Annotated in this window: 22 protein-coding genes; 15 read left to right on the top strand and 7 right to left on the bottom strand. The window is 60.8% G+C overall.

Annotated elements, in window-relative coordinates; all coding sequences use genetic code 11:
• The first annotated feature begins 327 nt into the window (after positions 1-327).
• Entirely contained in the window at positions 328-2,505 is a 2,178-nt protein-coding gene (locus PBDP_RS06320; RefSeq protein WP_109755723.1) for a hypothetical protein, read from the top strand.
• Between the two features lie 298 nt (positions 2,506-2,803).
• On the opposite strand, the gene PBDP_RS06315 is transcribed toward PBDP_RS06320, so the two are convergent.
• Positions 2,804-3,109 carry a DUF2288 domain-containing protein gene (locus tag PBDP_RS06315; protein WP_212801963.1) on the bottom strand — a complete coding sequence of 102 codons (306 nt, stop codon included), beginning with the start codon at positions 3,107-3,109 and terminating at the stop codon, positions 2,804-2,806.
• A 338-nt stretch (positions 3,110-3,447) separates the two neighbouring features.
• On the opposite strand from PBDP_RS06315, the gene PBDP_RS06310 reads away from it, so the two are divergent.
• From PBDP_RS06310 to PBDP_RS06270, 9 genes are all read left to right on the top strand, one after another.
• Positions 3,448-4,575, top strand: a complete 1,128-nt coding sequence (locus PBDP_RS06310) for a branched-chain amino acid ABC transporter substrate-binding protein (protein ID WP_109755721.1) — start codon at positions 3,448-3,450, stop codon at positions 4,573-4,575.
• 228 nt (positions 4,576-4,803) lie between these two features.
• Positions 4,804-5,727: a high-affinity branched-chain amino acid ABC transporter permease LivH gene (gene livH / locus PBDP_RS06305; RefSeq protein ID WP_109755720.1), complete on the top strand. Its 924-nt coding sequence runs from the start codon at positions 4,804-4,806 to the stop codon at positions 5,725-5,727.
• Positions 5,724-6,977 (top strand): high-affinity branched-chain amino acid ABC transporter permease LivM, encoded by a 1,254-nt coding sequence (locus PBDP_RS06300; RefSeq protein WP_109755719.1) that lies wholly within the window; start codon positions 5,724-5,726, stop codon positions 6,975-6,977. The genes livH and PBDP_RS06300 overlap by 4 nt, the downstream gene beginning before the upstream one ends.
• Positions 6,974-7,741: a high-affinity branched-chain amino acid ABC transporter ATP-binding protein LivG gene (livG, locus tag PBDP_RS06295; RefSeq protein WP_014336890.1), complete on the top strand. Its 768-nt coding sequence runs from the start codon at positions 6,974-6,976 to the stop codon at positions 7,739-7,741. The genes PBDP_RS06300 and livG overlap by 4 nt, the downstream gene beginning before the upstream one ends.
• The gene (locus PBDP_RS06290) at positions 7,742-8,443 is read left to right on the top strand and encodes an ABC transporter ATP-binding protein (RefSeq protein WP_109755718.1); all 702 of its coding nucleotides are present in this window, start codon (positions 7,742-7,744) and stop codon (positions 8,441-8,443) included.
• A gap of 197 nt (positions 8,444-8,640) precedes the next feature.
• Positions 8,641-8,946 carry a BufA1 family periplasmic bufferin-type metallophore gene (locus tag PBDP_RS06285; protein ID WP_109755717.1) on the top strand — a complete coding sequence of 102 codons (306 nt, stop codon included), beginning with the start codon at positions 8,641-8,643 and terminating at the stop codon, positions 8,944-8,946.
• A gap of 25 nt (positions 8,947-8,971) precedes the next feature.
• Positions 8,972-9,841, top strand: a complete 870-nt coding sequence (gene bufB, locus PBDP_RS06280; protein WP_212801962.1) for an MNIO family bufferin maturase — start codon at positions 8,972-8,974, stop codon at positions 9,839-9,841.
• A complete protein-coding gene (locus tag PBDP_RS06275; RefSeq protein WP_116831609.1) occupies positions 9,838-10,596 on the top strand; it encodes an HvfC/BufC N-terminal domain-containing protein in 759 nt (252 codons plus the stop codon). Before bufB ends, PBDP_RS06275 begins: the two co-directional genes overlap by 4 nt.
• A complete protein-coding gene (locus tag PBDP_RS06270) occupies positions 10,593-11,069 on the top strand; it encodes a DoxX family protein (RefSeq protein ID WP_109755714.1) in 477 nt (158 codons plus the stop codon). Before PBDP_RS06275 ends, PBDP_RS06270 begins: the two co-directional genes overlap by 4 nt.
• A gap of 125 nt (positions 11,070-11,194) precedes the next feature.
• Here the strand turns inward: PBDP_RS06270 and PBDP_RS06265 are convergent, their stop codons facing one another.
• On the bottom strand, positions 11,195-12,109 hold the full coding sequence (locus tag PBDP_RS06265) for a LysR family transcriptional regulator (protein ID WP_212801961.1): 915 nt from the start codon (positions 12,107-12,109) through the stop codon (positions 11,195-11,197).
• A gap of 104 nt (positions 12,110-12,213) precedes the next feature.
• Here PBDP_RS06265 and PBDP_RS06260 point away from each other — a divergent pair, with 104 nt between their 5' ends.
• From PBDP_RS06260 to PBDP_RS06250, 3 genes are all read left to right on the top strand, one after another.
• A complete protein-coding gene (locus PBDP_RS06260; RefSeq protein WP_163855096.1) occupies positions 12,214-12,813 on the top strand; it encodes a short chain dehydrogenase in 600 nt (199 codons plus the stop codon).
• Between the two features lie 61 nt (positions 12,814-12,874).
• Positions 12,875-13,549 (top strand): COG3650 family protein, encoded by a 675-nt coding sequence (locus PBDP_RS06255; protein WP_212802478.1) that lies wholly within the window; start codon positions 12,875-12,877, stop codon positions 13,547-13,549.
• A gap of 73 nt (positions 13,550-13,622) precedes the next feature.
• Positions 13,623-15,236 (top strand): NAD(P)/FAD-dependent oxidoreductase, encoded by a 1,614-nt coding sequence (locus PBDP_RS06250; RefSeq protein WP_176688525.1) that lies wholly within the window; start codon positions 13,623-13,625, stop codon positions 15,234-15,236.
• A 182-nt stretch (positions 15,237-15,418) separates the two neighbouring features.
• Here PBDP_RS06250 and PBDP_RS06245 read toward each other — a convergent pair whose 3' ends face one another.
• The gene (locus PBDP_RS06245; protein ID WP_212801960.1) at positions 15,419-16,513 is read right to left on the bottom strand and encodes a PLP-dependent cysteine synthase family protein; all 1,095 of its coding nucleotides are present in this window, start codon (positions 16,511-16,513) and stop codon (positions 15,419-15,421) included.
• A gap of 268 nt (positions 16,514-16,781) precedes the next feature.
• Between PBDP_RS06245 and nhaA the strand changes: the two genes are divergently transcribed.
• Positions 16,782-17,969 carry a Na+/H+ antiporter NhaA gene (nhaA, locus tag PBDP_RS06240; protein WP_109755709.1) on the top strand — a complete coding sequence of 396 codons (1,188 nt, stop codon included), beginning with the start codon at positions 16,782-16,784 and terminating at the stop codon, positions 17,967-17,969.
• A gap of 138 nt (positions 17,970-18,107) precedes the next feature.
• On the opposite strand, the gene PBDP_RS06235 is transcribed toward nhaA, so the two are convergent.
• Entirely contained in the window at positions 18,108-18,572 is a 465-nt protein-coding gene (locus tag PBDP_RS06235) for an outer membrane lipoprotein (RefSeq protein ID WP_003184697.1), read from the bottom strand.
• 170 nt (positions 18,573-18,742) lie between these two features.
• Here PBDP_RS06235 and PBDP_RS06230 point away from each other — a divergent pair, with 170 nt between their 5' ends.
• The gene (locus PBDP_RS06230; RefSeq protein WP_109755708.1) at positions 18,743-18,976 is read left to right on the top strand and encodes a hypothetical protein; all 234 of its coding nucleotides are present in this window, start codon (positions 18,743-18,745) and stop codon (positions 18,974-18,976) included.
• Here PBDP_RS06230 and pdxH read toward each other — a convergent pair.
• The 3 genes from pdxH to PBDP_RS06215 all read right to left on the bottom strand — a co-directional run bounded on the left by pdxH (position 18,973) and on the right by PBDP_RS06215 (position 22,022).
• Positions 18,973-19,620: a pyridoxamine 5'-phosphate oxidase gene (gene pdxH, locus PBDP_RS06225; RefSeq protein ID WP_109755707.1), complete on the bottom strand. Its 648-nt coding sequence runs from the start codon at positions 19,618-19,620 to the stop codon at positions 18,973-18,975. The two genes, PBDP_RS06230 and pdxH, sit on opposite strands and share 4 nt — an antisense overlap.
• Before the next feature lie 24 nt (positions 19,621-19,644).
• On the bottom strand, positions 19,645-20,757 hold the full coding sequence (locus PBDP_RS06220) for an OmpA family protein (RefSeq protein ID WP_212801959.1): 1,113 nt from the start codon (positions 20,755-20,757) through the stop codon (positions 19,645-19,647).
• A gap of 119 nt (positions 20,758-20,876) precedes the next feature.
• Positions 20,877-22,022, bottom strand: coding sequence for a serine hydrolase domain-containing protein (locus PBDP_RS06215; protein ID WP_163855102.1), 1,146 nt, complete (start codon positions 22,020-22,022; stop codon positions 20,877-20,879).
• Positions 22,023-22,133: the final 111 nt, after the last annotated feature.

Here is a 22,133-nt window from a genome sequence, read left to right as displayed (position 1 = left end):
CATCCGAGCCCGAAGTCTGCAATCTAGACAGCGGCGCGTGGACTGTCTCCAATCATTCGCAAGGTTGATACCCGCCCATGGCGAGGGGCGTGTTTATTGATAGCGGTCAATTTCCTGTAACAATTGCCATCATTTTGCCCGTTCTTGATTAAAGATCGTCTCCAGGTGGCCGATTCAACCTATCAGGAAAGAATCTCCCGAGCGGCGCTCAGGCACAGTCCTGAACGCTCGGGCCGACCTTCGCGCCATCCAAGGACGCGAGCTCCCATCCGCGACGGTTCGATGACAGCGCTCGTCGAACCAACCAGTTCAGGCATATGGCGCACAATGACTTCCAAAAAAACAGCCACTGCGGTATCCGATCTGACCCTGAGCCCGGCCGCCAACGGCCCTGAAGTCTCGAAACCCTCGAGCAGCTCGCGTCCCCTGTCGACTCAGCAGTATCTGTATTTCACCGAAACCAACACCGATCGGATCCTCGACAACCTCGATGGCCTGCGCGACGCGGTGTTCCCGCGTCCGCCTCATCTGGTAGAAGACGAGAGCGACCGTACCCAGCAGGAATTCCCGTCGGTGTGCCTGATCGGCCTGGGGCGCTGCGGCTCCAACATTGCCCTGGACGTGGCCGAGCTGGTGTACAACGCCCGCAAGTTCTACCTCAACGAATTCAACGCCGAAGACAAGGCCTACAGCGACAAGGGCTACAGCCCCGCGCAGTGGATCCGCAACAATCTGCGCCTGGGCACCAGCAAGGCCAGCAAACCGGTGTTCCTGGTGGAACCGCTGGTAATGCTCGGCGACCTGGACAAGGACATCGCCGGGCGCATCCGCTTCTCGCGCAAGGGTGAGAAAAGCGGCTTTTTGCGCGACTACAGCAAAATGAAAATCATGGACCTGTCGGAAGTCCACGCCGGTGGTGCCGGTAACGCGCCGATCCTGGGCCAGTACCTGGCCAAGATCATCCTGAACAAGGACACCCAGCGCTTCTCCAGCCCTGACTGGAAAATGATCCACTCGTACCTGATCGACAGCTGCGGCATCAAGGCCAACCAGTCGCGCCTGTACTTCTCGATCTTCAGTGCCGGCGGCGGTACCGGTTCGGGCATGGCCTCGGAGTTCGGCCTGGCCCAGCAATACTCGTACATGAACAAGACGTTCGACACCAAGCCGATGGACGAACACGACAGCAAGAGCGGTCATTCCTTCGTCTTCGAACCGATCTTCACCAGCGGCATCTGCGTGCTGCCGAACATTTCCGACCACCGCAGCGAAATGTCCGAGGCCCTGCACATCAACGCCGGACGCCTGCTGTGCAAGTACCTGTCGGAAGAATGGGATTTCTCGTACAACTTCGCCAACGAAGACAGCAGCGAAGCCAGCGTCATGGGCCGCATCCGCCCGTGGAACGCGATGATGCTGATTTCCAACGACATCATGCGCTACGCCGAAGAAAGCGATGACGGCAACATCCAGAACATTGATGTCAATGCCATGGAGAAGCACGCCAACCAGTACATCTCCCAACAGATCTTCAACATCCTGACGGCCCAGGCGGTCACGACCGATTACGACCAGAACTACTTCAGGCGTGCCGGCATCGACATCGGCGAAACCATTCGCCTGGACGCCAACGACCTGTTCATGAGCCTGGCCGGGCCGGTAGCGATTGCCTACGCCGAATCCGTGGTCCCGGAAACCCCGGCGCCAAGCGGCGACAAGTTCAAGGTGTTCGAGAAAGAGCCACCACGCCTGAACATCGACGACCTGTTCTTCCGCTCCATCGACCTGCCGCACTTCAACAAAGTCACCCAGGCCATCGAAGGCATCAGCCTGTTGCCGATCGAATCCAAGCGCTACCGCGCCTCGCTGGAGCAGTACAAGAATTCCGGCTACGACGCAGCCGCCCTGCACGACCTGCACTTCTTCAAGAACTGCTCGTCGGTGGTGTCCATCGTCTCGTTGCCCAAGGACTACAAGCTGTCCTACATGGACCTGAACCGGCTCAAGACCCATCTCAACAGCCTGTTCCCCAACACGACCCTCAAGCGTTACGCGTTGGTGATCGGCGCCTCGGCCAACCTGTCGCTGACCACCCTGATCGCCAAGAGCCCGTGCCTGTCGGACGACTTCCTGACCCTGATCGTGGCCTTCATCAAACGCTGCTTCGCCCGCACCCCGTACCGTTTCGACGACACCCTGGACAACTCGATCCTGGACTTCATCATCAATGAAGACTTCGACGAAGAACGGATCGACGATCTGCTCAACGAATTCGAGAACCCGGCGAAGATCCTCGACACCAACTGGTACGCGATCAAGCCGATGTACGAGAAGAAATACCGCGAGCTGATCAATGACAAGGACAAGTTCGTCTCGATCAACGATATCCGCCTGTCCCGTGACTGCGTGAAGAAGTCCATCAAGTACCTGCGCGAGATCTACCGTCACCGCATTGGCAAGACCAAGGTTATTTCCCTTAATAACCATACTGGCAGAACTTATTGAGGTAGGCGCAAGAGCGCGTCGCCCCGAATCGCGAGCAGGCTCGCTCCCACATTTGATCGCGTTCTTCCTGAAGAAACTCGGTCTACTGTGGGAGCGAGCCTGCTCGCGATGGCGATCTCAAATACACTACACAACAACATCCAGAAACAATTAACCAGCCCCACGGCTGGTCCAGAAACTGTTCCCGTTACGTATACGTCACCCTCTCCTGTGGCGTTTCGCCACGGCAGGACGCCATCACGCTACTCACCTACACACTTTCATTCGACAAAAATCACGAACCAAGTTGGTGCGCCGATCAGTTCGACGCCCTTTCCTGGATCATAATCCAGGGCGAAACCACCACCGCCCAAAGCTGCGGATCACGCTCCAGAAAATCCAGCGCCCGCGTTTCAGACAGCTTGGCGAGCTGGTCGGCGGCCAGCCAGACAGCGACTTTGGTACCTTCGTCCTGGGCAACGGCTTCGGCGGCGGCGATCAAATCCAGTGCCGGATCGACCCACAATAGGGCACCCTTGGCAAAGAACGGCTCCAGCTCTTTCCAGGTGATGGATGCGGTTTCACCAAGCAGCTTGGCATAGAGGGTGCTAGGTTCTTGATTCATGGGACCTGTCCGGAAAAGAAATCGGCGCGAATGATAACGTCGGTGGTCTGGCAGAAAAACCCGGTAGTAATTGCAGCACCGATTGAAAAGCGCAGGAAAGCCAAGGATTGCCGATATGACCGGACAACCCCCGCCGCCATTCTGTCTTTTTCTTTCAATTAAGCGACACCCTCAGGTTTTGCCCCCAAGCGCCAGCTTCCCTTGCCAACAACCGGCGCTCTACACTGTACCGGTACAGTTGCCGGGGGCATTTCCGCGAGGGTATCCAAGATATCTGACCCGGTTCTGCTGCTACGGCGCCAGGACTATAAAAACTACAACAGCATGAGTGGAGCACTATGACTAAGGCTACTAAGCAGATTTCCAAACTGTTTGCCGCTATGGTTCTGGCCGGGGTTGCCAGCCATTCGTTCGCCGCCGACACCATCACCATCGGCATTGCCGGTCCGAAAACCGGTCCGGTCACCCAGTACGGCGACATGCAATTCATTGGCGCGAAACAAGCCATCAAGGACATCAACGCCAAGGGCGGCGTCGATGGCAAGATGCTCGAAGTCAAGGAATACGATGACGCTTGCGATCCTAAACAGGCCGTTGCCGTGGCCAACAAAGTGGTCAACGATGGCGTCAAGTTCGTCGTCGGCCACCTGTGCTCCAGCTCCACCCAGCCAGCTTCGGACATCTATGAAGACGAAGGCGTGATCATGATCACTCCGGCAGCCACCAGCCCGGACATCACCACTCGTGGCTACAAGATGATTTTCCGCACCATCGGCCTGGACAGCGCCCAGGGCCCTGCCGCCGGCAACTACATCGCCGACCACGTCAAGCCGAAAGTCGTCGCTGTACTGCACGACAAACAGCAGTACGGTGAAGGCATCGCCAGCGCCGTGAAGAAAACCCTCGAGGCCAAAGGCGTCAAAGTAGCCGTATTCGAAGGCCTGAACGCTGGCGACAAGGACTTCTCCTCGATCATCCAGCGCCTCAAGCAAAACAACGTCGACTTCGTCTACTACGGCGGCTACCACCCTGAACTGGGTCTGATCCTGCGTCAGTCCAAGGAAAAAGGCCTGAAAGCCAAGTTCATGGGCCCGGAAGGTGTCGGCAACGACTCCATCTCGCAAATCGCCCAGGACGCCTCCGAAGGCCTGCTGGTCACCCTGCCGAAGTCCTTCGATGCCGATCCGGCGAACAAGGCCGTCGTCGACGCCATCAAGGCCGACGGCAAGGATCCGAGCGGTCCGTTCGTGTTCCCGGCCTACTCCGCGGTCCAACTGATCGCCGAAGGCATCAAGGCAGCCAAGAGCGAAGACACTGCCAAGGTCGCCGAGGCCATCCACAAAGGCACCTTCAAGACCCCGACCGGCGACCTGTCGTTCGACGCGAAGGGCGACCTGAAGGACTTCCAGTTCGTGGTCTACGAATGGCACTTCAACAAACCGAAGACTGAAGTCTCCCCTCAGTAAGCCAGGCCTTACTGGTCAACAAGCCCACTGTGCGAGCAGTGGGCTTTGTTTTACGAGGTTTATGGGCCAGGCACCCGCGATCCGGGAGCTGGTTCACCTGAAAATCTTAAAACCGTCACCAGCGGTTCGCTGGCAAACGCTCGGGGCGAATGTGATCAGAGAACACAGCACCGGGCCGGAACATGACTCCACCAGTGAAATGCGTATCGGGTTTTTAGGAGCGCTGTAATGCCTGAGATCTATCATTTTTTCCAACAGCTGGTTAATGGCCTGACCATTGGCAGCACCTATGCCTTGATAGCCATTGGCTACACAATGGTCTACGGCATCATTGGAATGATTAACTTCGCCCATGGCGAGGTCTACATGATCGGTTCCTACGTGGCTTTCATCGCCCTTGCCGGGCTGGCCATGATGGGTATCGATTCACTGCCGCTGTTAATGACCGCCGCGTTCGTGGCGTCGATCATCGTAACCAGTGCCTATGGCTACAGTATCGAGCGCGTTGCCTACCGCCCCTTGCGTAGCAGCAACCGATTGATCCCGCTGATCTCCGCCATCGGCATGTCGATCTTCCTGCAGAACACCGTATTGCTGTCCCAGGACTCCAAGGACAAGTCGATTCCCAACCTGATCCCGGGGAGCTTCTCCTTCGGCCCGGGCGGCGCCGAAGAAGTACTGGTTTCCTACATGCAGATCCTGGTGTTCATCGTGACCCTGGTCGCCATGCTCGGGCTGACGCTGTTCATCTCCCGTTCCCGCCTTGGCCGCGCCTGCCGCGCCTGCGCCGAGGACATCAAGATGGCCAACCTGCTGGGCATCAACACCAATAACATCATCGCCCTCACCTTCGTCATCGGTGCCGCGCTGGCGGCTGTCGCCGCGGTGCTGCTGAGCATGCAGTACGGCGTGATCAACCCCAACGCCGGTTTCCTGGTGGGCCTGAAGGCCTTTACCGCAGCGGTACTGGGTGGCATCGGCAGCATTCCGGGCGCGATGCTCGGCGGGCTGGTGCTTGGGGTGGCCGAAGCGTTCGGTGCCGATATCTTTGGCGACCAGTACAAGGACGTCGTGGCGTTCGGTCTCCTGGTCCTGGTCCTGTTGTTCCGGCCGACCGGCATCCTGGGCCGTCCGGAGGTTGAGAAAGTATGAACAAATATCTTAAACAGGCGCTGTTCAGCGCCGCGCTGGTCTGGGCCGTGGCCTTCCCTGTGCTGGGCCTCAAGCTGAGCATCGTCGGGGTCAACCTTGAAGTGCATGGCACCGGTCCCCTGACATTGAGCGTGATTGCCCTGTGCTCGGTGCTGATGTTCCTGCGGGTGCTGTTCAGCCAACAGGTCGGCACGCTGTTGCGCTCCAACCGTGGCCCGCTGGTTTCGCCCAAGGTCAGCCAGTTCCTGTCCCTGCCTCGCACCCAGCGCCAGATCATCATCGCGTTGATCGTGGTTGCGCTGGTCTGGCCGTTCTTCGGCTCCCGCGGCGCGGTGGACATCGCCACGCTGATCCTGATCTATGTCCTGCTGGGACTGGGCCTGAACATCGTGGTCGGCCTGGCCGGCCTGCTCGACCTGGGTTATGTGGGCTTCTACGCCGTCGGTGCCTACAGCTATGCGCTGCTGTCCCATTACTTTGGCCTGAGCTTCTGGATCTGCCTGCCCATCGCCGGGATGATGGCGGCCACCTTCGGCTTCCTGCTGGGCTTCCCGGTGCTGCGGCTGCGGGGCGACTACCTGGCCATCGTGACCCTGGGCTTCGGCGAGATCATCCGGTTGTTCCTGCGTAACCTCACCGACCTCACCGGCGGCCCCAACGGCATCAGCAACATTCCCAAGCCGACGTTCTTCGGGCTGAGCTTCGACCGCACCGCGGCCGAGGGCATGCAGACCTTCCACCAGTTCTTCGGGCTGACCTACAACCCCGTCAGCAAGGTGGTGTTCCTCTACCTGGTCGCGCTGTTGCTGGCCCTGGCCGCGCTGTTCGTCATCAACCGCCTGTTGCGCATGCCAATCGGCCGTGCATGGGAAGCGTTGCGTGAAGACGAAATCGCCTGCCGTGCCCTGGGTCTCAACCCAACCGTGATCAAGCTGTCGGCCTTCACCCTCGGTGCCGCCTTCGCTGGTTTTGCCGGTAGCTTCTTCGCCGCCCGCCAGGGCCTGGTGACGCCGGAATCCTTCACCTTCATCGAATCGGCGATCATCCTCGCCATCGTGGTACTGGGTGGGATGGGCTCGCAGCTGGGCGTGATCCTGGCAGCCATCGTGATGATCCTGCTGCCCGAAATGATGCGTGAATTCAGTGAATACCGCATGTTGATGTTCGGCGCCTTGATGGTGCTGATGATGATTTGGCGTCCTCAAGGTCTGCTGCCTATGCAACGCCCCCACATGGAGCTGCGCAAATGAGCCGCGAGATCCTCAAAGTCGAAAACTTGAGCATGCGCTTCGGCGGCTTGCTGGCGGTCAACGGCGTGGCCCTGACCGTGAAAGAGAAACAAGTGGTTGCGCTGATCGGACCGAACGGCGCGGGCAAGACCACCGTGTTCAACTGCCTGACCGGCTTCTACCAGCCCACCGGCGGCACCATCGTGCTGGACGGCGAGCCGATCCAGGGCCTGCCCGGCCACCAGATCGCCCGCAAGGGTGTAGTGCGCACCTTTCAGAACGTGCGGCTGTTCAAGGACATGACGGCGGTCGAGAACCTGTTGATCGCCCAGCATCGTCACCTGAACACCAACTTCTTTGCCGGCCTGTTCAAGACCCCGGCGTTCCGCAAAAGCGAACGCGAGGCCATGGAGTACGCCGAGTACTGGCTGGAGAAGGTCAACCTCAAGGAGTTCGCCAACCGTACCGCCGGGACCCTGGCCTACGGTCAGCAACGGCGCCTGGAAATCGCCCGCTGCATGATGACCCGTCCGCGGATCCTCATGCTCGACGAGCCGGCCGCCGGCCTGAACCCCAAGGAAACCGAAGACCTCAAAGCCCTGATCGGCGTGTTGCGTGAAGAGCACAATGTCACCGTGCTGCTGATCGAGCACGACATGAAGCTGGTCATGAGCATTTCCGACCACATCGTCGTGATCAACCAGGGCACGCCCCTGGCCAACGGCTCGCCGGAACAGATCCGCGACAATCCTGAAGTGATCAAAGCCTACCTGGGGGAAGCGTAAATGCTGCAGTTCGAAAACGTTTCCACCTTCTATGGCAAGATCCAGGCCCTGCACAGCGTCAACGTGGAGGTCCGCCAGGGCGAAATCGTGACGCTGATCGGAGCCAACGGCGCCGGCAAGTCCACCCTGCTGATGACGCTCTGCGGTTCGCCCCAGGCCCACAGCGGCAGCATCCGCTACATGGGTGAGGAACTGGTGGGCCAGGACTCGTCACACATCATGCGCAAGAGCATCGCGGTGGTGCCGGAAGGCCGTCGGGTCTTTGCCCGTCTGACCGTGGAAGAAAACCTCGCCATGGGCGGGTTCTTCACCGACAAGGGCGACTATCAGGAGCAAATGGACAAGGTGCTGCACCTTTTCCCCCGCCTGAAAGAACGCTTTACCCAGCGCGGCGGTACCATGTCCGGCGGCGAACAGCAAATGCTCGCCATCGGCCGCGCACTGATGAGCAAGCCCAAGCTGCTGCTGCTCGACGAGCCTTCGTTGGGCCTGGCGCCGATCATCATCCAGCAGATCTTCGACATCATCGAACAACTGCGCAAGGATGGCGTGACGGTGTTCCTGGTGGAGCAGAACGCCAACCAGGCGCTGAAAATCGCCGACCGGGCGTACGTGCTGGAGAACGGTCGCGTGGTGATGCAAGGCACCGGTGAAGCGCTGCTGATCGACCCGAAAGTGCGCGAGGCGTACTTGGGCGGTTGAGTCTGTCGCAATGAAAAAACGGCCTTCGGGCCGTTTTTTTTTGGGGCAAGCCTTGCTCCCACAAAAACCTACCCTCACCCCATTGGGTTTCGAAATAAAAAATCGAGAACCGCTGTAACACTTCCCCACGCCCCTTCTCTAGTTCAGCAGACCGGCGCTAACGCCGGTTCATTTCCCTGAAGAACTGGAGAATCACCATGACTGCTTCGACTCGCACCCTGTCCGCCACCGCCCTGATCCTGGCCCTGGGTTCTGCCCTGAGCATGACGGCCGTCTCGTCCGCCCACGCAGCCGACGACAACATGGAAAAATGCTTCGGCGTCGCCCTCAAAGGCATGAACAACTGCGCCGCCGGTGCCGGCACCACCTGCGCCGGCACCGCGAAAATGGACTATCAAGGCAACGCGTGGAAATCGGTCCCTAAAGGCACTTGCACCACCCTTGAAAGCAAGACCTCCCCCACCGGCTTCGGCCAACTCCAAGCGTTCAAAGCCAAGTCCTGATCACATCTGCCTGAGGCTCACTGCCATGTCCACTGCGCTTTTCCTCGCCACTGATACCCGATTGCCGCCAAGGGCGGGTCTGGGGCTCAAGGCCGAGCATTTCCATGAAGTACTCCAGACCCAACCGGATCTGGGCTTCTTCGAAGTGCATGCGGAAAACTACATGGTGGCTGGTGGGCCGTTTCATCACTACCTGGGGCGGATACGCGAACAGTACCCGCTGTCGCTGCACGGCGTCGGCCTGTCGATCGGTGGCGAAGGGCCGCTGGATGTCACGCATTTGCGGCGCCTGGCCACACTGATCGAACGCTATCAGCCCCAGTCCTTTTCCGAACACCTGGCCTGGTCCAGCCATGGCCCGGTGTTCCTCAATGACCTGCTGCCCCTGGCCTACGACCAGGCGAGCCTCGACCGTGTCTGCGAACACGTCGATCAGGTGCAGTCCAGCCTCAAATGCCGGCTGTTGCTGGAAAACCCGGCCACTTATCTGACGTTCGAGGAATCGACCCTCGACGAACCTCACTTCATTGGCGAAGTCATTCGTCGCACCGGCTGCGGCCTGCTATTGGATGTGAACAACGTCTACGTTTCGTGCATCAACCACAGCCGCGATCCACAGGTCTACCTCGACGCCCTGCCCTTGCAAGCCACCCGCGAGATTCATCTGGCCGGGTTTGCCGAAGACGCCGACAGCCTTGGCGAGCGCCTGCTGATAGACGATCACGGGGCGCCCATCGCCAACGAAGTCTGGCAGCTGTATCGCAAGGCACTGGCGCGAACCGGGCCGGTAGCCACCCTGATCGAGCGAGACAACCACGTCCCTGCATTCGAGGTGCTGCTGGCCGAAGCGCGCCAGGCCGAGCGACTGCTAAGCGCCGCCGGAGCCCGGCCATGAGCCGCCAGAGCGAATTTGCCGCGGCCCTGCTCGATCCGCGCCAGGCCTGTCCGCCGGGCCTGATCAGCGCTAATGGCGCCGACTCCGAGAGCCGCTTCGCGGTGTACCGCAACAACGTGCTCAGCTCATTGATCAACGCCCTGGCCGACAACTATCCAGTGGTGACACAACTGGTGGGCGAGGAATTCTTCCGGGGCATGGCCGGTGTCTATGTCCAGTCGGCGGCACCACGGAGCCCGATCATGAGCGACTACGGTGCCGATTTTTCCGGTTTCATCGAACGCTTCGAACCCGCCGCCGGCGTGCCCTATCTCGCGGACGTGGCTCGCCTGGAACGGCTGCAAATCGAGGCCGGGCATGCAGCCGACGCCCAGCCCATGAGCGCGGAACGAGTCGTGGAATTACTGTCCTGCCCCACCCTCGCAGCGCATCTGAAGATCGCCTTCCACCCATCGCTGCGCCTGCTGAAATCACCTTTCGCCGTGGTCACGATCTGGGCTGCCCATCAACAAAAGCCTCTCGTAGCGTTCGAGCCGCGCGCCGCACAAAACGCCCTGGTACTGCGCAATGGCCTCGACGTGGAAGTGCTCGCGATCAGCCATGGTGCCCATGCCTTCATCACCTCCCTGCAGCAAGGCCTACCCCTGACAGCGGCAATCGAGCGCTACACCGACCTCGACCTGGAGCACCTCCTGGGGAGGCTCATCCGCCACCAGGCCATCACTGGCCTCCTATCTGAACAGGTAACCCAATGAACGCCCTGATTACTGGTTTCATTCAATGGCTGGAGAAAATCCCCCACAGCCTGATCGCCTTTATTGCCCGTTTCTCCATCGCCGCGGTGTTCTGGAAGTCCGGCCAGACCAAAATCGAAGGCCTGGCCATCGACCTGTTCGACGGCACCTTCCAGATCGGCCTGCCGCATCTGGCGGACTCGACCATTCCCCTGTTCAAAAGCGAATACGCCCTGCCGTTGCTGTCGCCGGAACTGGCGGCGCATCTGGCGGCCTCTGCTGAACATGTATTCCCGGTGTTGATTCTGTTTGGCCTGGCAACACGTTTCTCGGCGATGGCCTTGCTGGGCATGACCTTGACCATTCAGCTGTTTGTCTACCCGGACGCCTACCCCACCCACGGCACTTGGGCAGCGGTATTGCTCTACCTGATGGCCCGCGGACCGGGGTTGCTGTCCATCGACCACCTGATCGCCAGGCGTTACACCCACTGACTAAACCCAGCACACCCTGTGGGAGCGGGCTTGCTCGCGAGGGCGGTGGGTCAGCTTGCATAAATGCTGGATGTACCGCCGCCTTCGCGAGCAAGCCCGCTCCCACAAGAGGCCCAATGGCCGGGCTATCGCTGCAACCGATCCAACACCTCGCCACTGCGCTTGAACCAATCGATCAAGTAATCGGCCAACACCTGGGTGCGCTTGGGCAATCCGCCCTGGTACGGATGCACCAGGTACATCGGCATACGCCGAGTCTGGTAATCGCGTAGCACCCAGCGCAGGCGCCCGTCAGCCAATTCTTCATGCAGCAGATACGACGGCAGCCGGGCGATTCCGGCGCCGGCCAGGGCGGCTTTTTTCAGCAAGCTGTAGTGATTGCTGGCAAACGGCCCCGACACGCGGACCCGCAGCAGTTCGTGTTGCTGGTGATAGAGCCATTCTTCCCGGCCGCTGTAGTGGCTGTTGAGCAGGCAGCGGTGTTCGGCCAGGACCTGGGGGGTCGCGGGTTCGCCATAGTGTTCGAGATAGGCAGGGCTGGCGCAGGTCATTTCGTGCCACGCCAGCAACGGCCGGGCCACCAGCCGCTCATCGATGGCGGCGTCGGAGCGGATCGCCAGGTCGAAGCCGTCGCGGGTCAGGTCACGGTAACCGTTGTTGAGCTCCAGTTCGATCTGCACATCGGGATAGGTGCGAGCGAACTCCATCAGCAAGCCTTCGAAGAAGGTTTCGCCCAACGAAACCGGAACCGTCATACGCACCGGTCCAGAAACATCATCCTTCAATCGAGCCAATGCCTGACGTGCCCTTTCCACTTGCACCAGCAGCGCCTGGGCCTGGGGTAACAACGCCGCCCCTGCCGCCGTGAGGCTCAAGCGCCGGGTGGTACGTTGCAGCAACACCACCGAAAATCGGCTCTCCAACAGGCTGATGCGCTTGGACAACTGGCCTTTGCTGCAGCCCAACTGTTGGGCCGCCAGGGTGAAACTGCCGGCCTCTATCAACACGGCAAACGCCGCCAGGTCATCCATTTCGCTCATTAGATTGTTTCCAATTGAAAACCAAAGGTTGCCTATTAGCATGATTATCCAAGGAAAGAACCCCTCTAGACTGAAAACTCATTCAACCCATTGAGGAACAGCTCATGAAAATCCTGTTGATCGGCGCTAACGGCACCATCGGTTCGGCCATTGATAAGGAACTGTCGCCCCGCCACGAAATCATTCGGATCGGCCGCCACAGTGGTGAACTGCAGGTGGATATCAGCGACAGCGCCTCGATTCGCGCGCTGTTCGCAAAGACCGGCCGTTTTGATGCCCTGGTCTGCGCAGCGGGCAATGTCACCTTTGCCCCCCTGGCCGACATGACCGAAGACAGCTTTGCCCTGGGTTTGAAAGACAAGCTGATGGGCCAGGTGAACCTGCTGCTGATCGGCCGCGAATTCGCCAACGACGGCGCATCCTTCACCTTCACCACCGGCGTGCTCAGCCACGATCCGATCAAGAGCGGCGCGTCGGCGGCCCTGGTCAACGGTGCCCTGGACAGTTTCGTGCGCGCCGCGGCAATCGAGTTGCCACGGGGCTTGCGAGTCAACTCGGTGAGCCCGAACGTGTTGGTGGAAGCCATGGGCAAATACGCCCCCTACTTCCGTGGCTACAAACCGGTGCCAGCCGTCGATGTGGCATTGGCCTACGCCAAGAGTGTCGAAGGCCTACAAACCGGTCAGACCTTTCACGTGGGCTGACACCCCTTGTGATGCAGGAACAGTCTGAGTAACGTGGCGGCACTTGTCTGGAGACCCAATGATGCGTGCCGCCCGCTCCCTGCTGTTTGTCGCCCTCCTGCCGCTCTTTGCCGGCTGCCAATTGCTCGACGCCCCGCGCCAGAGCGTGTCCCACGCCGACCAGACGCGCATGCAGGGCGAACTCACGGCGGCCAATGGCAAGCTGGTGTTCCAGCCATGCCAGGAACAGCGCCGCTACATCGTCAACGACAGCGGTGGTACCAGCGTGCTGCAACAGGCCGCCAGCCTGGCCGATGACCAGGGCAAACTGTTTGCCGATATGCGCGGTCGTATCGGCTCCAGCGCGGCGGCCGGCACCGATAGCCAGTTGGAGGTGGAGCAGCTGTATCGCCTGGAACGGTCGAGCACCGCATGCAATGACGAAAATTTCAGACTGTTGATCCTGCGCGCCGCCGGCCATGGCCCCGAGTGGAACCTCAAGGCCAGCGGCAAGGGCCTGGTGCTCGAACGTGATGGCCAGCCACCACTGGCGGTGCCTTACATGGAGGAGCAACTGGGTGATGGTCGCCTCAACATCAGCACCGAAGCCAACGGCCAGAAGGTCGAGCTCTGGCTGGCCACCCAGCGCTGCGTCGACAGCGTCACCGGCAGTGTGCAACACATGAGCGCCGAACTGCGGGTCAACGGACAGGTCCAGCGCGGCTGCGCCTATTTCGGCGGCGCGCGCAACGACTGACTCACAGGTTTTGGCTTATAATCGCCGGTTCACGCCCTGATGCAGTTGTGCATCCCGCGAACCGGACCCCGCCATGTTACGAATCACCGAACTCAAGCTGCCAATCGATCATCCCGAAGAAGACCTGCGCCCCGCCATCGTGCAACGCCTGGGCATCGCCAGCGATGATCTGCTCGATTTCACCTTGTTCAAGCGCAGCTACGACGCGCGCAAGAAATCCTCCGAACTGTGCTTCATCTACACCATCGACCTGACGGTGCGCGATGAAGCCAGCCTGCTGCGCAAGTTCGCCGATGACCGTAACGTCAACGAGGCGCCGGATGTCAGCTACAAAGTGGTCGGCCAGGCACCAGCCGACCTGAGCGAACGGCCAATCGTGGTCGGCTTTGGCCCGTGCGGGATCTTCGCCGCCATGTTGCTGGCACAGATGGGCTTCAAGCCGATCATCCTCGAACGCGGCCCGGAAGTGCGCCAGCGCACCAAGGACACCTGGGGCCTGTGGCGCAAAAGCGTGCTCAACCCCGAGTCCAACGTGCAGTTCGGTGAAGGCGGCGCGGGGACGTTTTCCGACGGCAAGCTCTACAGCCAGATCAAGGATCCGAAATTCCTCGGTCGCAAGGTCCTGCACGAATTCGTCAAGGCCGGCGCACCGGAAGAAATCCTCTACGTCAGCAAGCCGCACATCGGTACGTTCCGCCTGACAGGCGTAGTGGAAAACATGCGTGAGCAAATTCGCGCCCTGGGCGGTGAAGTGCGCTTCCAGCAGCGCGTCACCGATGTGCTGATCGAGGACGGCCAGTTGGTCGGCGTCGAACTGGCCAGCGGTGAACGGATTCATTCCAGGCATGTGATCCTGGCCCTGGGCCACAGCGCCCGGGACACCTTCCGCATGCTCCACAGCCGTGGCGTGTACATGGAAGCCAAACCGTTCTCGGTGGGTTTCCGGATCGAACACCCGCAATCGCTGATCGACAGCGCACGCCTGGGCAAGTACGCCGGCCACCCGAAACTGGGGGCCGCCGACTACAAACTGGTGCACCACGCCAAGAACGGTCGCTCGGTGTACAGCTTCTGCATGTGCCCGGGCGGTACCGTGGTGGCCGCGACCTCCGAGCCGAACCGCGTCGTGACCAACGGCATGAGCCAGTATTCACGCAACGAGCGCAACGCCAACTCCGGCATCGTCGTCGGCATTACTCCGGAAGTGGATTATCCGGGTGGCCCACTGGCCGGGATCGAGTTGCAGGAGCGCCTGGAGTCCCACGCGTTCGTGCTCGGCGGCAGCAACTACGAGGCCCCGGCGCAACTGGTGGGCGATTTCATCGCCGGCAAGCCGTCCACGGCACTGGGCAGCGTCGAACCGTCCTACAAACCCGGCGTCTCCCTGGGCGACCTGGCCCTGGCCCTGCCGGACTTCGCCATCGAAGCCATCCGTGAAGCCCTGCCGGCGTTCGAGAAACAGATTCGCGGTTATTCGCTGCATGATGCGGTGCTGACCGGGATCGAAACCCGCACCTCGTCGCCCCTGCGCATTACCCGCAACGAATCGCTGCAGAGCCTGAACGTCAAGGGCTTGTTTCCTGCCGGTGAAGGCGCCGGTTATGCGGGCGGGATTTTGTCGGCGGGCGTGGACGGGATCCGGATTGCCGAGGCGGTGGCGCGGGATATCCTGGGGCTGGAGGCCTGACAGAAGCGTCCTTGTGAGGGCAATGCTGTTCACTCAAGGCCGAATTTGCTTAAGTGAACAGCATGACCCTGTGGGAGCGAGCCTGCTCGCGATGGCGGCCTGGCATTCAACACAGATGTTGACTGGTCCGCCGCTATCGCGAGCAGGCTCGCTCCCTCAAGGGATTCCGGTGTTTTCAAGGTTCAGATATTCGCCCGCAACACACTCTCCGGCAGCGCCTCACCCCGCTCCACACTCGCCGCCACGGCTGCCATCAGCCCGCTCAACTCATAGCCCTGGGCCTTGAGCCACGCCGGGTCGTAATAGGTCGTGGCATAGCGCTCGCCGCCGTCACACAAGATCGCCACGATCGACCCTGACTCCCCCGCCTCCATCATCTGCTTCGCGGCGATCAACGCACCGATCAGGTTGGTACCGCTGGAACCACCAACCCGTCGTCCCAAGCGCTCGGCCAGGTAATGCATGGCCGCCAGTGACAGGGCGTCCGGGACCTTGACCATCGCATCGATGACTTTGGGCAAGAACGACGCCTCGACCCGTGGCCGGCCGATACCCTCGATGCGCGAGCCGCAATCCATGCGCAGATTGGCATCGCCGCTGCGGTAGTAGTCGAAGAACACCGAACGCTCGGCGTCGGCACACAACACCCGGGTGCCGTGCTGGCGATAACGCACGTAGCGCCCCAGGGTGGCCGTGGTGCCGCCCGTGCCGGGACTGGAAATCAGCCAGCTTGGCTCCGGATGCCGCTCGAAGCGCATCTGCTGGAAGATCGATTCGGCAATGTTGTTATTGGCCCGCCAGTCCGTGGCGCGCTCGGCATAGGTGAACTGGTCGATGAAATGCCCGTCATGCTCGCGGGCCAGGCGTTCGGATTCGGCGTAGATCTGCGTCGGATCGTCCACCAGATGGCTCTGGCCGCCATAGAAGGCGATCTGTGCGATTTTTTCCCTGGAGGTGGTCGCTGGCATCACTGCAATGAACGGCAGGCCCAGCAGACGGGCAAAGTACGCCTCCGAAATGGCTGTCGAACCGCTGGAAGCTTCGATCACCGGCGCCCCAGGCTTGAGCCAACCGTTACACAACGCATAGAGAAACAGCGAACGGGCCAGCCGATGCTTGAGGCTGCCAGTGGGATGGCTGGACTCATCCTTGAAATACAGTTCGATGCCCGGCAGGCCAGGCAGCGATAGCGGAATCAGGTGGGTATCGGCGCTGCGCTGGAAGTCAGCCTCGATGATGCGGATCGCTTCGCGCGCCCACTGGCGGTGGTCGTTCATGGTGTTTTCTCACTGGATCGGTTCGACGCGGGGAACCTGACGGTCATGCAGGCGCGACTTTGGTCTCGGAAAAACCAGGCACAAGCTTAGGAAAAAACCGACAGCGCGCACAGGTACAGCTAAGGTCCAATATGCGCCGTAACTGCCCGACCGCGCCGTGCAGGCGTTGTAACGCCATATAACAAAAAAGAATATAACTTTTGTTTTAACAACTAACAGTACGGGTTAGGGTGTGCCATCTTTTTGATTCGATGAATGGAGAGCGATCGTGGCTCTACGTAATTCTCTGACACGTTTTTTCCAGCTGGAAGCGGCCAGTGGCCTGCTACTGATCGCTGCCGCCGTACTGGCCCTGGCCATCAATAATTCGCCGCTGTCCTGGCTGTATAATGGCCTGCTGGACACCCCGGTGGTGGCCCAGGTCGGCGCGCTGAAAATCGCCAAACCCTTGCTGCTATGGATCAATGACGGCCTGATGGCGATGTTCTTCCTGCTCATCGGCCTGGAGGTCAAGCGCGAGGTCCTCGACGGGCAACTGTCGAAACCTTCGCAAATCGTCCTGCCGGGCGCGGCGGCGATTGGCGGCATGGTGGTGCCGGCGCTGATCTACTGGTTCCTCAACCGCGACAATCCCCCCGCCCTCGCTGGCTGGGCAATCCCGACGGCCACCGACATCGCGTTCGCCCTCGGCGTGCTGGCCTTGCTCGGCAAGCGGGTGCCGGTGTCGCTCAAGCTGTTCCTGATGACCCTGGCGATCATCGACGACCTGGGCGCCATTATCATCATCGCCATCTTCTACTCCGGCGCACTGTCGACCTTGTCGCTCATGCTGGCAGCTGCCTGCATCGCCGCATTGGTGGCGATGAACAGGATGGGCGTGGTCAAGCTCGGCCCCTACATGGTCGTGGGCCTGATTCTCTGGGTCTGCGTACTCAAGAGCGGTGTCCACGCCACCTTGGCCGGTGTGACCCTGGCGTTCTGCATCCCGCTGCGCACGAAGAATGCCGAATCTTCACCGCTGCTGAGCCTGGAGCATGCACTGCATCCCTGGGTGGCCTACGGTATCCTGCCGCTGTTCGCCTTCGCCAACGCCGGCCTGTCCCTGAGTGGCGTCACCGTCGAAAGCTTCACCCATCACGTGCCGATGGGTATCGCGATCGGCCTGTTACTGGGCAAGACCGTCGGCGTCTTCGGCCTGACCTGGCTGGCCGTGAAAATCGGCATTGCCAGCCTGCCCGCCGGCGCCAATTGGGGTCAGGTACTGGGCGTGGCGATCCTGTGTGGCATCGGGTTCACCATGAGCCTGTTCGTCGGCTCCCTGGCGTTCGAGCCTGGCGTGAGTGACTACGCCGGCATGGATCGGATGGGGATTCTCACCGGTTCGATCCTCGCGGCGTTGTTGGGTTACGCGGTGACAGCGGCGTCCAGTCGCAAGCAGCCTGCATTGCCAAGCTGATTCCTGGCTGCCTGAGGTGTGTGTGTATCCATTGCTGCGGTAACGGCTATGTACACCGCCCCGCCCCCGGAAACAAAGCCATAAAAAAACGGCGCCTTCCGTCCAGGACAAGGCGCCGTTTTCTCAAACAATTCCAGCTTAGTGGGATACGCGACTCGTACCATCCACAGTGGAAATACGAACCCGCTCACCCACACGGAACACCTCGTTTTCCTGAACCTGCTGCACATAGGCACGCATGCTGCCGTCATCTTCACGAACGGTGATTTCCACACCCTGGGTACGGGTCAGGCCTTCTTCGGTGGCGGAGCCGATCAGGCCACCGGCCACAGCGCCAATCACTGCGGCGACGATGCTGCCACGACCGCCACCGATGGCGCTACCGCCTACACCACCGACCACGGCACCGGCCGCACCGCCGATAGGGGTCTTGGTGCCTTCGATCTTGACCGGACGCAGGGATTCGATGGTCCCCATGCGAATCGTCTGCACGCGACGCGCTTCGTCACGGGAATAGGAGTCACCGGTCAGGCTCGACTGACAGCCAGTGAGCAACATCGCCATCGTGGAAAAGGAAGCAACCAGCAAAACAGACTTACGCATAGCATCAACTCCAAAAGACAGGGATTCATTAAACTCCGCGACTTGACGCCTGTCACGGTCTCGCCGGGATAAAATTGTTTTCATTCAGGTGGGATACAGGCGCACCGGAAAAATTCACCCAACAGTAGCGCCAATTTCCAAAACCTGCGTCATCAACCCGGGGATTTTTCATGGATTATTTCATTATCGTCGCGATCACCGTGGCCGGCTTGTACTTCCACTGGTGGTTGTACGTACGGATCAAACGCTGGATGGACCGCGACCTGGCGCTGTCCCTGGCGGGGCAGGATGAACGGAAAAAGACCTACATGCTGCAACAACTGGCCCGCGCCCGGGAGCAAGGCATCAAGCGCCGGGACTTGCCGCAATGGCTTCAAACCGCTGCGGCAGGTTATCGCGGCTAAGGCGCCAGACGCTCGCGAATCCAGTTCGTCCCTTGCAGACGATAGTTGAGGCGATCGTGCAGGCGGCTCGGACGGCCTTGCCAGAACTCGATGCGCTCGGGCAGCAAACGATAACCACCCCAATGCTCCGGGCAGTGCGGCTGGCTGTCGCTGAAACGTTGTTCGGTGGCCTTGAGCAAGTCGTCCAGCTCAGCGCGCCCTGAAATCACCCGGCTCTGGGGGGAAGCCCAGGCGCCGAGACGGCTGCCCAGCGGGCGAACCTGATAATAGGCGTCCGACTCCTGCGCCGTGACCTTGACCACTTTGCCTTCGATGCGCACCTGGCGTTCCAGGGCCGGCCAGAAAAACGTCATGGCCGCGAATGGATTCGCGGCCAGTTGCTGGCCCTTGGCGCTGTCGTAGTTGGTGAAGAACGTGAAGCCCAAGGCATCCAGGCCCTTGAGCAGCAGAATTCGACAGTGCGGTCGCCCTTGTGCATCCACCGTGGCCAGGGTCATGGCGTTAGCCTCAACCGGAGCCTGTTCGGTTTTCACCGCGTCGGCGAACCATTGGTGGAACAATGCAAACGGCTCGGCCGGGGCTTGTGCCTCGGTCAAGCCATCGCGGGTGTAGTCGCGGCGCATATCAGCCAGCGGTTGGGTCATGGCGCGTTCCTTGTGGTTAGCCCATCACTGCTTGGGAGTATCGGCGGCCGCGACTTTCTTGGTATCGGTGGCGGCTTTGGCCGGTTGGGGTTTCTTCGCCGCAGTAGTGGCCTTGGCTAGCGCTTTCTTCGCCGGAGCCTTGGCCGCGGCTTTTTTGGCCGGAGCCTTCTTGGCCGTTGAGGTCACGGCTTTTTTAGCCGCAGGCGCTGGGGTCGGGGCTGCGGGCTTCACGTCCTGGGCCGCCACCAGCGTCACCGGCGCAGGGGCCGGCATGTTGTACTTGCTCAGCAGCGCAACCATGGTGTTGGCCGGCGTGACCAGCAGTTCCACGCGACGGTTCAAGGCACGGCCTTCCACGCTGTCGTTGGCCGCACGAGGTGCCACTGCGCCCATGCCACGCAGCATCAGGCGATCACGTTGCAGGCCGCTGAGACGGAAAATCGCCGCCACGGACTGGGCACGCTCCTGGCTGAGCTTCAAGTTCGCAGGCGCGGCGCCCGAAGTATCGGCGTGGCCGAGGATCAGCACGGCGGTCTTCGGGTCGGCTTCAAGGATCTTCGCCACGCGTGTGAACGGGCCGAGGGTCACGGGCAGCAGCATGGCCGGACGGTCTGGGTTGAAGGAGCCGTCCACGGGCGCGGTGACCACCAACACGTTGTCGCGACGTTCGAGTTCGAGCTTGCTGTCCTTGATGGCTGTGCGCAGCTTCGGTTCGTAGTCGTCGAGCCAGGCCTGGGTGACTTTCGGATCGGGCATCGGCACCGCCTTGGCGGTTTCCTGGTCCTTGCCGCCGAACGGCCACCACCACTTGCCGTTGCTTTCGGCTTCGGCCTTGGCAACGGCCGGCGCCTTGGCTTCAGGCTTGTCTTGAGGCTTGACGTCATCTTTCTTCGCGACGTCAGCAGCCTCATCGGAAGAGAACGGCCACCACCAGTGCGTAGCGCTCTCGGCCTTGGCTTGCGGAGCGACGGCGGCCGGTTTCAGGGGCGCCGCCGGTGTCGTTTCCTTGGCTACCACCTTGTCGGAAGAGCCGAACGGCCACCAGCTACTGCCGGCCTCGGCATCATTTTGTGGGGTTTGTGCGCAACCGGTGATAGCGAAGCACAGCGCCAGAGCGAGGGTTTTATTCGATGACATTGGATATCCACAAAATGATCTAAATGAAAAAACAAAAGGCCATGTTCGGGCCGCATAAACAGACGCTTGGAAACTGAAAAGGACACGAGGTTCCGGTGTCCGCTGCCTTCAATGGCGTTTTACAGACAAGTGGCTAACACCCTCGCCAGGTTCTGCGCGCGCGGATCCATCAGCACATAAGGCCCGAGTGTGTTGGTCACGAAACCAAAGGCAACATCCTGTTCCGGATCGGCAAACCCGATGGAGCCTCCCGCCCCCGGATGGCCGAATGCCCGTGGGCCGAGGCCGTAGGTCGCGTTCGGTACATCCGGTTGATCGAGCATGCAACCCAGGCCGAAACGGGTCCGGGTCAACAGTGTCTTGTCCTCGCCGAGGCTGTGCTGGCGAGTCAGTTCGTCGAGCATTTCGCCTTCCAGCAGGCTGCCGTCCAACAGACCGGCGTAGAACCCGGCCAGGCTGCGGGCATTGCCGTGACCGTTGGCCGCCGGTTGCTGCATGCGTCGCCACTCCGGCTTGTTGGTGCTGGTCATGATCGACGGCGGGTTGGTGAAGGCCCGGGTGGTCATGGCCGTGGGCTCGCGCATCGTCACCTGCAACAGGCGCTGGGCCGCTGCATCCCCCACGTTGCCTTTGCCACGGGCAATGTGGGCCACGCGATGAAACTCCTCATCGGCCAGGCCGACATGGAAATCCAGGCCCAATGGCTTGGCAACGCGGGCCACGATGGAGTCCCCCGGGCCACGCCCATCGGCCCGGCGCAGCAGCTCGCCGACCAGCCAGCCATAAGTGATCGCCGCGTAGCCATGGCCTTCGCCCGGCGTCCACCACGGCGTTTCAGCGGCCAGGGCATCGACCATGGCTTGCCAATCATAAAGCGCCTCGGGCGGCAGCAATTCATGCAGAGCTGGTAGTCCAGCCTGATGGCAGAGCAACTGGCGCAGGGTGATGGATTGCTTGCCGGCGGCGGCAAATTCCGGCCAATAGCGGGCAACCGGGGCATCCAGTTGCAGCTTGCCCTCGGCTACCAGTTGCAAGGCAGTGACGGCGGTAAATGTCTTGGTGCAGGAAAACAGATTGGCGATGGTGTCGCTGTGCCAGGCTTCGCTGCCATCCTTATCGGCGGTACCGGCCCACAGATCGACGACAGTCCGGCCACCCACTTGAATGCACAACGCGGCGCCACGCTCCTGGGGATCATCGAACAGCGCCGCGAAGGCTTCACGCACCGCCTCGAACTGAAGTTCATAATGGCCTTGAATCTGCACCCGCAACTCCTTTGAAACAAACACTTTTTAAAGTGCTGGCATTGTTTCAGCCATTCAGGCTTTTGGGAACCGCCGCAAGACGGCTGACCGGACTGACACAGCCCCCGTCAA

It is taken from the genome of Pseudomonas sp. St290 (assembly GCF_018325805.1).
Classification (GTDB): domain Bacteria; phylum Pseudomonadota; class Gammaproteobacteria; order Pseudomonadales; family Pseudomonadaceae; genus Aquipseudomonas; species Aquipseudomonas bijieensis.
Note: the sequence above shows the minus strand (reverse complement) of the source record. Positions and strands in the feature narration are given on the sequence as shown.